Below are 13,301 nucleotides of genomic sequence, written 5' to 3'. Positions count from 1 at the left end.
GCCGGGATAAAACCCCCGTCGGGTCGCGGTCCCCGCGCCTTAGGGTGACGCCCATGCCCGAGCCCGATGAATTCCGTATCCGTACCGCCCGGTCCGCCGACGACGAGGCGCTCGCCCTCATCGACCGGCTCACCTGGTCGCACCTGCACGCCGTCATGCCCCGGCCGGCGCCCGACGAGCCCTTCTTCGACGAGCGGCACCTCCCCGAGGACTACCTGGTCGCCGAGCTCGGCGACCGTGTCGTCGGCTATGTCCGCCTGGTACCCCCCACCTCACTCGCCGCCACCGCGCACGTCCGCCAGATACAGGGCCTCGCCGTCGCCGACGAGGCACGCGGCAAGGGCCTCGGACGGGCGCTGCTCCGGGCCGCCGTCGAGGAGACACGCAGGGTGGGCGCGCGCCGCATCACGCTGCGCGTCCTCGGCCACAACACCCCGGCCCGCAAGCTGTACGAGTCCGAGGGGTTCGTGGTGGAGGGGATCCTGCCGGAGGAGTTGCTGCTGGGCGGTGAGTACGTGGACGACGTCCTCATGGGGCGCCCGGTGTGACGGTCAGGAACTGGTGAGCTCGCCCGTGTCCACCGGCGCCGTCGCCTTCGCCGCCCGCGCGGCGTCGCCGGCCACCTCGGTCGCCGTCAGCACATAGCCCGTCTCGTCGTCGGAGGTGGAACGGGCGAAGACGACGCCGTACACCTCGCCGCCGGTGGTCAGCAGCGGACCGCCGGAGTTGCCGGGGCGGACCGTGGAGCGGATCGAGTAGATCTCGCGGGTGACGGTCGAGTCGTTGTAGATGTTCCGCCCGGTCGCCTTCACCTTGTTCGCGACCGTGGCGGCCTGGAGGTTGAGGTCGCCGTCCTGCGGATAGCCCGCGACGACCGCCTCGTCGCCCCGCTTCGCGGAGTCGTCGAACCGCAGCACGGGGGCGCGCAGCTGGGGCACGTACAGCACGGCCACGTCCTTGTCCGGGTCGAAGAGCACCACCGTGGCCTCGTACGAGGTCCCCACGCCGCCGACGCGCACACTCGGGTGGTCGATGCCCGCCACCACATGGGCGTTGGTCATCACATGCTCGTGCGCGTACACGAACCCGCTGCCCTCGCGGCCCTGGTCGCCCGTGGAGCCCTCGATCTTCACCGTGCTCAGCTTGGCCGCGTTGGTCGCGCTCGTCGTCACGCTGTCGCCGCTGGGCTTGGCGACCTGCGCCGTCGACTCGTTCTCGAACGGGTTGAAGACCTGCGGGAAGCCCGCCGCGGTCAGCGCGGAGGTGGCGTTGGAGAACCAGGCCGGAGTGGTGTCCGGCATGGCGTCCTGCACCGCCCCGAGCAGCTTGGAGTCCCGGATCGCCGAGGTCACCACCGGCGACGAGGACGCGGCCAGCACGCTCGCCGCCACCCACGCCACGATCAGCACCGCCACCGCGTTCGCCGCCGCCCCGCCGACCCCGTCGGCCACCCTGAGCGGCCCCCGGTCCAGTTCCCGCCGCAGCCGCAGCGCCAGGCGTCCCGCCAGCTCGTGTCCGAACGCCGCCGGGACCAGGACCGTGAACACCGCGGTCAGCGTCGCCGCCGTGGTCCCCGGCGTCACCAGGTTCATCAGCCACGGCAGCGCCCACACGCCGATCACCGCGCCGCCCACGAACCCGGCCAGCGAGACACATCCGGCCACCAGTCCACGCCGGTAGCCGGAACCGGCGTAGGCCAGGATCACCAGCACCAGCAGGATGTCGAGCAGGTCCACAGAGCCGCCTTTCTCTAGGACCCTTCAGTACGTGGGGGACGGGCCCAGTGATCAGCCGCACGCACCGCGCCTGAACGCAATCGGCCACGCGCATGCACCCTGGAAAACGCCCTGGACCGGGACGATGGTTCCACCAGGTGGCACAGCACACATCGCGGGCCGGGCGGAACCGGCCGACAGTGGGTGCATGTGTGCCCTCCGACCGGGCCCCCACCGGGCCCGGGGAACGCGAAGAGCGAGGCGCCCGGCGCGTATACCGGGCCCGCTCCTCGTGTTTCTGGGCTGCCTGCCCGGGTTCGCCGCCGTCGCCGCCCTGGCGCTGTGCGCGAGCGGCGTCGACCAGACCACCTCGACCCATCTGGCCACGCGCGCCGGCCACCCCACCCCGGCCCGCACGGTGACCTCCGCGTACACCGCGCCCCGGCCGCACATCGTGCCCCGGTCGGCCTGGCTCGACGCCCGCAGCCGGCGCGCCCAGCCGCCGCCGCGCTACGACGACGAGGTCCTCGCCGTCTTCGTCCACCACACCGACTCGCCCAACGGCTACGACTGCGCCGACGCGCCCCGCATCATCCGCTATCTGTACGCCGGTCAGACCGGCGCCCGCGACTGGGACGACATCGGCTACAACTTCCTCGTCGACCGCTGCGGCACCATCTACGAGGGCCGTGCGGGCGGCATCGACCGTCCCGTCACCGGCGCCCACACCCAGGGCTTCAACCACCGCACGGCCGGCATCGCCGCCCTCGGCACGTTCACCGCCGGCGTGCCCGTCCCGCAGGCGATGCTCGACGCGATCGCCGCCCTGACCGCCTGGAAGCTCGGCCCCGCCGGCGTCGACCCGCGCGACATGGTCCGCCTCACCTCCAGCAACAGCCTCAGCCGGTACGCCGCCGGGGTCACCGCCACCCTGCCCGCCCTGGCCGGCCACAACGACGGCTACATGACGAGCTGCCCCGGCGCCGCCCTCACCGCCCGCCTCCCCGAGATCCGCGCGAAGGCCGCCCACCTCCAGGGCCGCACAGCCGCCACAGCACCCTCAGGAACGCTCACAGGAACGCCTTAGGCAGGATTCAGAGTTCTCCCATGCCCACGTCCTACGGTCATGAACAACACAAGCCGACCGGAGGTGGGGACGATGAACAGCAGCCACAGCACGCACGACGGCGGTCACGGCACCGAGGCCACGGCCGCCGGGTGGACCCGGGCCGCCCGCAGCCCGTGGACGGTCCTGTGCGCCGTCGCCGCGGTCGTCCTGGGCCCGGCCGCGGTCACCGCGTCCGCCCTCGAACAGGCCAACAAGGCGCCCCTGCACCACGCCGTGCGCGCCGACCAGACGCAGGCGTACATCCCGACGGACAGCACCCGCCGCAAGCTCGCGGTCTGAGGCCCGGGACGGCGGCTCACTCCTTGAAGCGCGCCCACAGCCGGGGGTACCGCTCGGCGAGCGCCCCCTCGCTCTCGAAGTCGACGGGCGTGCCCTCGGGTTCGGACGGCGCGGGCGGAATGCCCAGGTCCGGGGCGACCGTCCCGGTGAGCTGCTCGTAGGCCTCGTCGGCCGCGTACCCGAGTTCCTCCCCGTCCCCGTCGATCTCCTCGTCGAACTCGTCCAGCAGATCGGCGAGCGTGTCCGGTGCGTGCACCGCGCCCTCGAACGTCTCCCGGCCCTGCCCGATCAGCCAGCACCGGAAGAAGTCGAACGCGTCGTCGCTGGCCCCGTCGAGCAGCACCCACGCGGCGCCCCACAGCTCCCAGGTGTAGGCGCGGTTGTAGCGGGACTCGAAGTGCCGGGCGAAGTCGAGCACGGACTCCGGGTCCAGTCGGAGCAGCCGCTCCACGAGCAGGTCGGCCTGCTCCTCCGGGTCACCCTCGGCGGCATCGCGAGAGGCGTCCACCAGCTCCCAGAACTCCAACTCGTCCATCACGCGTCCAAGCATCGTGCCTGGAGGTGTGCGGCGCACCCGGAGTGCGGGGGATTGTCACTCCCCTCGGTACAACTCCGCCAGCCGGTCCGCCTCCTCGGCGAACCGCCGGCGCAGCGACTCGGGGCGGACCACCTCGGCCTCGGCGCCGAGCGCCGTGAGCTGGGTGTGCGCCACGGGCTCCGACTCCACCCGCAGCGTGACCGTCACCCACCCCTGCCGGTCCGGTTCCCCGGCCGTCGCGAGCGCGTCCCGGGCGGCCACCGGGTCCACGGCGTGCGGCAGTCGTCGCACCCCCGCCTCCGACAGCCGTACGACGACCTCGGCCCGCAGGATCGACCGCGCGAACCGCTCCGCCTGTTCACCCCAGTAGCCGGGCAGATCGAACCCCTCGACTCTGCTGAAACGATCCTTCAGGTACTCGACCCCGACGAACCGGTCGATCCGGTACGTCCGGAAGGACCCGCCCTCGCACACCCGGGCGCACAGGTACCAGACCCCCGCCTTGAGCACGAGCCCGTACGGCTCCAGCTCCCGCTCGACCTCACCCTCGCCCCGCCGGTACCGAGCCCGCACACACCGGTCGTCCCACACCGCGTCCGCGACCACCGCCAGCGCCTGAGGCGTCCGCGGCTCCTGGAACCACGCGGGCGCGTCCAGATGGAACCGCTGCGCCGCCGCCCGCGGCGCGTCCCGCAGCGAGGGCAGCAACGCGGCCGACACCTTCAGCCGGGCCGCCGAGGCCGCGTCCTCGAGCCCCATCTCCCGCAGCGCACCCGGCACCCCGCTCAGGAACAGCGCCTCGGCCTCGCCCCGGGCCAGCCCGGTCAGCCCCGTCCGGTACCCCCCGACCAGCCGGTACCCGCCGGCCCGCCCCCGTTCCGCGTACACCGGCACGCCCGCCTCCGACAGCGCCTGCGCGTCCCGGGTGACGGTCCGCTCGGACACCTCCAGCTCCCGCGCCAGCTCGGCGCCGGTCATGGCGGGGCGGGACTGCAGAAGCAGCACCATCTTGATGAGGCGGGCAGCGCGCATACGGTCATGATGCCGGGGCGCACCGACGGGGAAGGGGGGTACGGCAACCGCCGTACCCCCCTTCCCCGAACCGTGACCTTGGGCCTCTCCGGCGGATCACGCCGCAGACGCGGGGCTCAGGTTGGCTGACCAGTCGTCGCTGCTTCCCTGCGACCTGATCCGCCGGACAGGCCCTACAGGCCGTAGCGCTCGCGCGCCTCCTTCACCGCGGTCGCCTTGACCTCGCCGCGCCGGGCCAGCTGGGCCAGGGCCGCGACGACCACCGACCGCGCGTCGACGCCGAAGTGGCGGCGGGCCGCCTCACGGGTGTCGGAGAGACCGAAGCCGTCCGCGCCCAGCGAGGACCAGTCCTGCTCGACCCACTGCGCGATCTGGTCCGGGACCTGGCGCATGTAGTCGGAGACCGCGAGGACCGGGCCCTCGGCACCCTGCAGCGCCTGACGGACGTACGGCACCCGCTCCTCGCCGCGCAGCAGGCCCGCGTCGGCCTCCAGCGCGTCCCGGCGCAGCTCGGACCAGGAGGTCGCGGACCACACGTCGGCGGCCACGCCCCACTCCTCGGCGAGCAGCTTCTGCGCCTCGAGCACCCAGTGGATGGCCGTACCGGAGCCGAGCAGCTGGATGCGCGGGGCGTTGGCGACCGGGGAGAGCCCGGCCGACTCCGCCGTGTTGAAGCGGTACAGGCCCTTGACGATGCCCTCGTCGATGCCGAGGCCGGCCGGCTTGGCGGGCTGCGGCATCGGCTCGTTGTAGACCGTCAGGTAGTAGAAGACGTTCGGGTCCTCACCCGGGGCGGCCTCGCCGTACATCCGGCGCAGACCGTCCTTGACGATCGTCGCGATCTCGTACGCGAACGCCGGGTCGTACGTCAGCGCGGCCGGGTTGGTCGCGGCGATGACCGGGGAGTGGCCGTCGGCGTGCTGCAGGCCCTCGCCCGTCAGCGTCGTACGGCCCGCCGTGGCGCCCACGAGGAAGCCGCGGCCGAGCTGGTCGCCGAGCTGCCACATCTGGTCGGCCGTGCGCTGCCAGCCGAACATCGAGTAGAAGATGTAGAACGGGATCATCGCCTCGCCGTGCGTCGCGTACGACGTCGAAGCGGCGATGAAGTCGGCCATCGAACCGGCCTCGGTGATCCCCTCGTTGAGGATCTGGCCGTTCTTGGCCTCCTTGTAGTACATCAGCTGGTCGCGGTCGACCGGCTCGTACGTCTGGCCCTTGGGGGAGTAGATCCCGAGCGACGGGAACAGCGACTCCATGCCGAAGGTGCGCGCCTCGTCGGGCACGATCGGCACCCAGCGCTTCCCGGTCTCCTTGTCGCGGACCAGGTCCTTGATCAGGCGGACGAAGGCCATCGTGGTCGCCACGTTCTGCGTGCCGGAGCCCTTGTCGAAGGAGGCGAACGCCTTCTCGGCGGGGGCCGGCAGCGGGGCCGGCGCGTGCGTACGGCGTGCCGGGGCCGGGCCGCCGAGGGCCGCGCGGCGCTCCTGGAGGTAGCGGACCTCGGGGGAGTCGGCGCCCGGGTGGCCGTAGGGGACCACACCGTCGACGAAGTCGCTGTCCTTGATGGGCAGTTCGAGCAGGTCGCGCATCGCCTTGAACTCGTCCACCGTCAGCTTCTTCATCTGGTGGTTGGCGTTCTTCGACGCGAAGCCCTCGCCCAGGGTGTGGCCCTTGACGGTCTGGGCCAGGATCACGGTCGGCGCGCCCTTGAACTCGACGGCGGCCTTGTAGGCGGCGTACACCTTGCGCGCCTCGTGACCACCGCGCGAGAAGTGGAAGCACTCCAGGATCTTGTCGTCGGACAGCAGCTTGGCCATCTCGGCCAGCGCCGGGTCCTTGCCGAAGAAGTCCTGGCGGATGTAGGCGGCGTCACGGGTCTGGTACGTCTGCACCTGGGCGTCCGGTACCTCGCGCAGGCGGCGTACGAGCGCGCCGGTCGTGTCGAGCTGGAACAGCTCGTCCCAGGCGGAGCCCCAGAGGGTCTTGACGACGTTCCAGCCCGCGCCGCGGAACTGGGCCTCCAGCTCCTGCACGATCTTGAAGTTGGCGCGGACCGGACCGTCGAGGCGCTGCAGGTTGCAGTTGATGACGAAGGTCAGGTTGTCGAGACCCTCGCGGGAGGCGAGCGCGAGTGCGGCGGTCGACTCCGGCTCGTCCATCTCGCCGTCGCCGAGGAAGGCCCACACGTGGGACGCGGAGACGTCCTTGATGCCGCGGTTGGTCAGGTACCGGTTGAAGCGGGCCTGGTAGATGGCGGAGAGCGGACCGAGACCCATGGAGACGGTCGGGAACTCCCACAGCCAGGGCAGGCGGCGCGGGTGCGGGTAGGAGGGCAGGCCGTTGCCGGCGGACTCGCGGCGGAAGTTGTCCAGGTGGGACTCGTTCAGCCGGCCGTCGAGGAAGGCGCGGGCGTAGATGCCGGGGGAGGCGTGGCCCTGGATGTAGAGCTGGTCGCCCGAGCCGTCGGCCTCCTTGCCCTTGAAGAAGTGGTTGAAGCCGGTCTCGTAGAGCCAGGCCGCGGAGGCGAAGGTGGCGATGTGGCCGCCGACGCCGTACTTGGAGCCGCGGGTGACCATCGCGGCCGCGTTCCAGCGGTTCCACGCGGTGATCTTCCGCTCCATCTCCTCGTCACCGGGCGCGGACGGCTCGGCGGCGGTGGGGATGGTGTTGACGTAGTCGGTCTCGAGGAGCTTGGGCAGCGCGATGCCGTTGCCCTCCGCCCTCTCCAGCGTGCGGCGCATCAGATACGCGGCACGGTGCGGGCCGGCCGCCTGGGCGACCGCGTCCAGCGAGGCCTGCCATTCGGCGGTCTCCTCCGGGTCGCGGTCCGGGAGCTGGTCGAGCTCGCTCGGCTGGATGGCGTTGGGGTCGGTCATGTCGCCGCCTTCCTCAGTCGAAGGGGGTTCCCTCATCGGTAAGGGGTTCGGGGGTGCCCTTGGTCTTTGGCAGGACAGGGCTGGGGCTCTTGTGGGAGCCCGTCGGCGACTGTAACTCCCTGATCGATGATCGATCAAAGGTTCTCGGGCAAAAACTGTCGGTCTCGGAGAAATTGGCATGCGGTGCCAGCGATCCGGGCACGCGGTGCCGCGTTTTGCCTGCTCGGATGAGGGATGAGGGGTGTGAGTGTGCGCCGCTGCCTAGGTCATCGCTCCCTGGGCCGGCTTGGGGGATTCCATGCGGCCGGGCTCGGTGGCGGGCCGCTCACGCTGCTCGCCCCGCTCCTGTGTCCCGCGCTGCTGCCGCTGCTCGCGCGTGATCACCTCGGTGGCGGCACCGACGGCCAGCGCGACCGGCCACTCCAGGACCTCCAGGGCGGCCATGCCGCCGAGGGCCCCGTAGAAGGCCATCTTGCGCAGCGAAGGGAGCTTCGAGGGGAGCATCGAGGTCGCCGAGCGGGCGCCGGTGAACATGTCGCCGGGGGTCACGTACGGGATGGGAACCCGCGGATGCGCGGTGTGCATGTGCAGCACCCTGCCGGCCGCGTGCTTCTCCTGGTCCTGTGTGCCGGACTCCTGCTGGGGCATGGGCTGAGTCTGCGGAGAAGTCATCTCCGTCCTCCCTCGGGATGGGAACGGATCTCTCTCCATGCCGCCTTCCATCCCCCGGCGCGGATAAACGGCGCAATCAGCGCCAATCAGGCGTAGTTGGCTGCGGGTGCCACGGGACGTCCGGCTGCGACGAACGACTTCCAGAGCATGACCGACAGACGTATCAGGGCCGCCTCGAGCAGGGCGATCGCCACGTTGGTCAGGGCGGTGGTGAGGATGTGCGGCATGGTGCGGCCGCCTTTCGTGCGCAACGTGCGGGGACGGCTCCCTTTGTCCGCTCTCATCCCGTCTGCGGGGCGGCGGCCAGGTGTCCTTCAGGTGAACTCTGGCTTGCCGCGCGGAGGCGCTGCACCAGGACGGGCACCACGACGGACGCCACCGCCGACGCCACCGCGATCGTCCAGGCCACGGGCCCCAGGGGCCGGCTGCCGAAGAAGTGGCTGAGACCCGGCACCGTCACCACCACGACGAGCGTCACCAGCGACCCCACCACGGCCGCGGCGACCAGGGGATCGCGGCCCGCGTCCTGCAGCGTCTGCAGCAGCTGGGAGGAGACGAGCGCGACCAGGGACACGGTGTCCGCGCGCCCCCGGGTCCCGGTCGCCCGGGCGAGGATCCAGGCGCCGGCGGCGGCCGCCGTGGTGACGACGGCCCGCAGCCGCATGTGCCGGGTCAGGGCAGCCCCGAGCGACGCCTCCGGGCCCTCCGCGAGCAGCCGGTCGGGGTCGTCGGCCGGCGGCCGGGCGGCGATCGCCATGGCCGGCAGCATGTCCGTGAGCAGGTTGACCAGAAGCAGCTGACGCGCGTTGAGCGCGCTGCCGCCGGTCAGCAGACCGGTCGCCAGGGTGAACACGATCTCCCCGACGTTGCCGCCGAGCAGGATGCCCAGCGCCTTGCGCACCGACGCCCACATGGCCCGGCCCTCCACGATCGCGTCGACGATCGTCTCGATGCGGTCGTCGGTGACCACCACGTCGGCGGCGGAGCGGGCCGCCGGCGTCGCCCGCGAGCCGAGGGCGATGCCGACGTCGGCGATCCGGATGGCGGGCGCGTCGTTGGCGCCGTCGCCGGTGACCGCCACGATCCGGCCGGTCGAGCGCAGCGCGCCGACGATACGGACCTTGTGCGCCGGGGTGACCCGGGCGAACACCGTGACGTCCGGCAGCGCCCCGGCGAGCGCGTCGTCGTCGAGGTCGTCCAGCTCCGCTCCCGTCATCAGCCGCGGTTCCTCGCCCGGTCGCAGCTCCCGGGCGATCGCGGCGGCGGTACTCGGATGGTCGCCGGTGACCATGACGATCCGCACCCCGGCCCGGGCCAGCCGGTTCACGCTCTCGGCGGCGGTGGTCCGCACCGGGTCGGCGAGCCCCAGCAGGCCCAGCAGACACAGGCCGTCGAGGTTCTCGTCGCTGAGGTCCGCGGCCTCGGCGAGCTCGCCGTCGTCCCGCGGCGCGTCCGGCGCCAGGACGTGCTCGGCGACCGCGAGCACCCGCAGGCCCTGCCGGGCCAGCCGGTCGACCTCCGCCTCGGTCTCCTCCCGCGCCCGGTCGCCGAACGGCTCGTCGTCGCCGTCGCGGCGCACCCGGTCGCAGCGGGCCAGGACGACCTCCGGCGCGCCCTTGACCACGATCCGTGCCCGGCCGCCCGAGCGCCCCAGCACGGCATGGAACCCGCGCCCCGGCTCGAACGGCAGCTCCGTGACCCGCTCCCAGGTGTCCGAGCCATGCCCCGCGGCCCGCGCCGGGGCCTCGCCGAGCAGCTCGGCCGCGGCCGCGATCGCCCGGTCGGTGGGATGGGTGAGCCCCGAAGCCGGACCCGGCGGACCCGCCAGGGCCGCCGTGGCCACCACCCGCCGCAGCGCCGGGCCGAAACCGTCCGGATGCCGGCTCTCCCGCCCGTCGGACACCTGCTGCAGGGTGATCCTGCCCTCGGTGAGCGTGCCGGTCTTGTCGAAGCACAGCACATCGGTGCGCCCCAGCGCCTCGATCGTGGACGCGCCGCGCACGAGGGTGTCCCGGGCGGACAGCCGACGGGCCGCCGCCAGCTCCGCGACCGTCGCGACGAACGGCAGCCCCTCCGGTACGGCGGCCACGCACAGGCTCACCGCGGAGCCCAGGGCGGCGCCCAGCGGCCGGCTGCGCACCAGGTCGACGGCGAACAGCGCGACGCCCGCCGCCACCGACATCGGCAGGAACCACCGCCCCAGTGCCTTGAGCCGCCGCTCCACGCCGCTCTCCGGCGGCCCGTCCTCGGGACCCGCCTGGGCGGCGCTGCCCGCCTCGGTGGCGGCCCCGGTGGCGACGACCACGGCGAGCGCGTGCCCCGCCGCCACCGTCGTCCCCTCGTAGAGCATGGACATCCGGTCCGCCACCGCCCGGGCCGCGTTCGGCGCCGAGTCCTTGGCGACCGGCAGCGACTCACCGGTGAGGCTGGACTCGTCGGCCTCCAGCCCCCTCGCCCGCACCACCCGGCAGTCCGCCGGCACCGAGTCGCCGGCCCGCAGATCGACCACATCACCGCGCACCAGCAGCTCGGCGGGCACCTCGACCGGCTCGCCCCCGGCGCCCCGGCGCACCCGCGCCTGCACCGAGGTCGCCTCGACCAGCCGCTCCGCCTCCTCGTCGGCCCGCTGCCGCTGCACCCCGCCGACCAGCGCGTCCACCCCGAGGACACCGCCGATCAGCATGGCGTCGACGACCGAGCCGAGCGCCGCCGAGATGCCGCCGCCGATTGCCAGGACGGGGGTGAGCGGATTCGCCAGCTCCTCCACGATCCGGCCGGCCAGCGTCATCGGACCGGCGTGCGGGCCACGCCCCTCGGAGTGCCGCCGCCGGGCCGCCTCCGCCTCGTCCAGGCCCCGCGAGGAGGTGCCGAGCCGGCCCATCACCTGACGTACCGTCATGGCGTGCCAGGGCGTGCGTTCGGTGGCCGCCGGCGCCGGACGGGCGTGCAGCCGACGGGCCGCCCAGAAACCCGCCGTGATCCCGGAGACGGTCACCCCGTCGGACACCAGCCGCGCCCGCGCCCAGGCACCCGGGCGGGGGACGAGCAGACCGAGCGCTGATGCCACGAGAGCGCCCGCGCCCTCCACACGGGCGCACAGCACGGCGAGCCGCCGGGCCTCCGGCAGCGCCGTCAGCAGCAGATGGGCGACCTCCGGCGGGGCCGCCACATCCGCGCCCCACGGCACCCGCCGGGTACCGGTGAGCACGCCGACGCCCAGGTCCGCGCGGGTGAAGGCCCGTCCGGCCCGGGCCGTCACCACCGCGACACCGTGCCCCTCCGCCTGGAGGGAACGGACCAGCGCGGCCGTACGACGATGTCCGGTGGGCGTCGCCTCGTCGAGCCCGAACCGGCGGTGCAGCCCGGGCGGCCCGCCGACCAGACGCACCTGTCCGCACTCCGCCGCCGCACGCACCAAGTGACCGGCCAGCGGATGCAGTTGGGGCACCAGAGCGGCCACCGCGACCGGGCTGCCCGCCCGTTCGACGACCAGGACCCGCGCCCCCTCCTCGGCCCACCGCGCCGCGCGGGCCGCCAGCTCCTCGGCCGGCCCGACGCTCTTCAGCCGCCCGTCCGCCGCCCCGGCCTCCGCCTCCGGGAACGGCCGCAGCGCCCACCCGGAGCGCCGCCGCCCGGGCTTCCCGGCACGCCGCTGTCCCCGCTCGGGCACCCCGCCCGCCTCGACCAGCTCATGGATCCGCGCATGGATCTCGTCGTCGTCCGGCATCTCCCCCGGCCGGTCCTCGCCCGCCGGGGCCGGCCGGACCATGTGCTCGACCGTCCAGCCGCCACCGGTCAGGAGCCGCGCGTCGAGGAGGACGGTGTCGATCCGGTCGAGGCGGCGCAGCGCCTCCGGACGCAGCACCAGGGCTCCCCGGTCGCCCAGCGTCCGGGCCAGCGAGGACGCGAACGCCTCACGGCCGTACCGGGGCCCTCGCGGGGTCCCGGCGGTCAGCAGCGCCAGCCCCCGGTCATGGTTGAGGGTGCCGAGCGAGGTGAGCCCGTACGCCGCCACGGACGTCGGCACCGCGAGGTTGGCGTACCGCTCGCCGGGCCCCGGCGGCAGCGGGGCGGGCCGTCGGTGGGCGGGCACCGCGTCATGCCGGTACGACCCCTCGTGCGCGGCCAGCCGGGGCGCCCAGTCCCCCCAGGCCCGGCGGCGGGCCCGCACCTCCGCGTACCGGGCCCCGGCCATCACGGTGCTCACCGCGACGCCGAGCGGCCGGAACGTCAACGTGTTCAGCAACAGGTTCGCCGTGGACCACGCGTACTCGGCCGCCGTGTCGCCGACCCGGTCCGCGATGCCCTCGCGCACCCGGGGCGTGGCCTCCAGCAGTTGCAGTGCCGAGAGGACGACCGGCGGGAGCCCCCGCAGCCGCAGCACCCCGCCCACCGACGACACCCCCACCGCCACCACACCCGCACCGAGTTGCACGGCCGCGCCGAGCGCCGAACCGGCCGCCCCCGGGAACCCGACCGGCCCCGGCGTCCGCCGCATCCCGCTCTCCGGCTCCCCCCGCTCCTCGGCGCCCTCGGCGCTCTCGGAGGCGGACGGCTCGGGCGCGCCGGCGTCGGCTTCGGCGACCAGGGCGAGCACGCGCTCCAGGTCGGTCTCCGGCTCGCAGCCGACGTAGACACAGCCCAGCACGCCGTTCACCTCGGCGCGGCGCACACCGGGCAGGTCCCGCAGGGCGCGTTCCACGGCCCGGGCGGCGGGGGCCGTGCCGGGGCGTCCCAGGCGCCGTACCTCGATCTGCACGCCGCCCGCGACCGGCCAGTGCCGCAGCGTCCGGGACGGAAGGAGGGGCGACCGCTCGGCCACCGCCCGCAGGGCCCCCGACAGGGCGGAACCCACCGCAGCGGAGGCCGACGCGAGGGAACGCGAGAGGGCGGAGGGGGAGAGCACGGGCCAGATCACTCCGCCTCCATCGGCCGACGAGGTCGTGGTCGGCGTCCCGAAGAACGCGCGGTTCGCACCAGTATGTGCACACCGCGACGGCCTCGTCCTGGCCGACCGGGCCGGGAGATGCCCCGGAGGAAGGAGTCCGGGAGGAAGGATT

The 13,301-nt window shown here is 73.7% G+C and carries 10 protein-coding genes; 3 read left to right on the top strand and 7 right to left on the bottom strand.

Features of this window, described 5'->3' with window-relative positions:
• The first annotated feature begins 53 nt into the window (after nt 1-53).
• Entirely contained in the window at nt 54-548 is a 495-nt protein-coding gene (locus ACIRF9_RS06830) for a GNAT family N-acetyltransferase (protein WP_403817422.1), read from the top strand.
• A 3-nt stretch (nt 549-551) separates the two neighbouring features.
• On the opposite strand, the gene ACIRF9_RS06825 is transcribed toward ACIRF9_RS06830, so the two are convergent.
• The gene (locus ACIRF9_RS06825; protein WP_403817419.1) at nt 552-1,736 is read right to left on the bottom strand and encodes a MarP family serine protease; all 1,185 of its coding nucleotides are present in this window, start codon (nt 1,734-1,736) and stop codon (nt 552-554) included.
• Nucleotides 1,737-2,007: 271 nt separating this feature from the next.
• On the opposite strand from ACIRF9_RS06825, the gene ACIRF9_RS06820 reads away from it, so the two are divergent.
• Both ACIRF9_RS06820 and ACIRF9_RS06815 read left to right on the top strand, forming a co-directional pair.
• Nucleotides 2,008-2,802: a peptidoglycan recognition protein gene (locus tag ACIRF9_RS06820; protein ID WP_403817416.1), complete on the top strand. Its 795-nt coding sequence runs from the start codon at nt 2,008-2,010 to the stop codon at nt 2,800-2,802.
• 72 nt (nt 2,803-2,874) lie between these two features.
• The gene (locus ACIRF9_RS06815; protein WP_403817412.1) at nt 2,875-3,123 is read left to right on the top strand and encodes a hypothetical protein; all 249 of its coding nucleotides are present in this window, start codon (nt 2,875-2,877) and stop codon (nt 3,121-3,123) included.
• A 16-nt stretch (nt 3,124-3,139) separates the two neighbouring features.
• On the opposite strand, the gene ACIRF9_RS06810 is transcribed toward ACIRF9_RS06815, so the two are convergent.
• The 6 genes from ACIRF9_RS06810 to ACIRF9_RS06785 all read right to left on the bottom strand — a co-directional run bounded on the left by ACIRF9_RS06810 (nt 3,140) and on the right by ACIRF9_RS06785 (nt 13,159).
• A complete protein-coding gene (locus ACIRF9_RS06810; protein ID WP_403817963.1) occupies nt 3,140-3,658 on the bottom strand; it encodes a DUF4240 domain-containing protein in 519 nt (172 codons plus the stop codon).
• A 57-nt stretch (nt 3,659-3,715) separates the two neighbouring features.
• Entirely contained in the window at nt 3,716-4,693 is a 978-nt protein-coding gene (locus tag ACIRF9_RS06805; protein WP_403817409.1) for a helix-turn-helix transcriptional regulator, read from the bottom strand.
• A 173-nt stretch (nt 4,694-4,866) separates the two neighbouring features.
• Nucleotides 4,867-7,569: a pyruvate dehydrogenase (acetyl-transferring), homodimeric type gene (gene aceE / locus ACIRF9_RS06800; RefSeq protein ID WP_403817407.1), complete on the bottom strand. Its 2,703-nt coding sequence runs from the start codon at nt 7,567-7,569 to the stop codon at nt 4,867-4,869.
• Nucleotides 7,570-7,830: 261 nt separating this feature from the next.
• Nucleotides 7,831-8,217, bottom strand: coding sequence for a hypothetical protein (locus ACIRF9_RS06795; protein ID WP_403817404.1), 387 nt, complete (start codon nt 8,215-8,217; stop codon nt 7,831-7,833).
• A gap of 110 nt (nt 8,218-8,327) precedes the next feature.
• Nucleotides 8,328-8,468, bottom strand: a complete 141-nt coding sequence (locus ACIRF9_RS06790) for a hypothetical protein (protein WP_403817401.1) — start codon at nt 8,466-8,468, stop codon at nt 8,328-8,330.
• A 53-nt stretch (nt 8,469-8,521) separates the two neighbouring features.
• Nucleotides 8,522-13,159, bottom strand: a complete 4,638-nt coding sequence (locus ACIRF9_RS06785; protein ID WP_403817398.1) for an HAD-IC family P-type ATPase — start codon at nt 13,157-13,159, stop codon at nt 8,522-8,524.
• Nucleotides 13,160-13,301 lie beyond the last annotated feature (142 nt).

This window comes from Streptomyces sp. NPDC096132, from assembly GCF_044763345.1.
GTDB lineage: Bacteria > Actinomycetota > Actinomycetes > Streptomycetales > Streptomycetaceae > Streptomyces.
This window is presented reverse-complemented; position numbering and strand designations above follow the sequence as displayed.